The organism is Campylobacter sp. MIT 21-1684 (assembly GCF_026241315.1).
Classification (GTDB): domain Bacteria; phylum Campylobacterota; class Campylobacteria; order Campylobacterales; family Campylobacteraceae; genus Campylobacter_D.
Genome location: NZ_JAPHNA010000062.1, coordinates 1 through 754, shown reverse-complemented (window position 1 = coordinate 754; position 754 = coordinate 1). Strand labels below are relative to the sequence as shown.

At 34.4% G+C, this 754-nt stretch carries 1 protein-coding gene; it reads left to right on the top strand.

The window, feature by feature from the left end:
* Positions 1-754 (top strand): ABC transporter substrate-binding protein (locus OQH62_RS08560; RefSeq protein WP_266016139.1); only part of this gene is annotated, 754 nt, incomplete at both ends.

The following is a 754-nucleotide window of genomic DNA, read 5'->3' as shown; positions in this document are numbered from 1 at the left end:
ATAGTAAAAGATGCGTGGGCTTTGTATGCTTCAAAAAATTATGATTTGCATGCACAAATAATACCTCGAATCAAAATATTAGGAGATGTTGGAGATCCACAATTTGGAACCTTTTCAATAGAAAAAGTTTTAGCTTTAAAGCCTGATTTATTAATACTTGCTAGTTGGCAGTATTCTATGATTGGAGAGGATTTAAAATTGCTCGAAAAGCAACACATCCCAGTTGTGGTAATAGATTATAATCAAGAAAGTATCCAATTTCATACCTTAAGCACTCAAATTCTTGGACAAATTTTAGGACAAGAACGCAGAGCAGAAGAACTTATTTCTTTTTATACTCAAGCAGTTGAGAATGTCCAAAAAAGAATAGATCAAGTCAAATTACCCAAACCAAAAATTTATATTGAGTTTGGAAATAAAGGTCCTAGTGAGAATAGTTTTACTTTTGGCAAAGATATGTGGGGCGCTCTTATTGAACTTGCTAGAGGTGATAATATTTCTAAAAATTTAGTTGAAAAATGGGGAGTTATTAATCCCGAATATATTGTGGCTGCTAATCCTGATGTGATTATCATTACAGGTCGCGAGTTGGAGCTTGAGAAGAACAAAGAAGCAATGGCAATGGGTTTTGGTATAAAAGAAGATGAGGCACTGCGAAGATTGCAAGGTTTTAAAAATAGAAAAGGTTATGAAAATATTAATGCCATTGTCAATGGGAGGCTTTTTGGTGCATACCACAGGGCAAGCACTACCA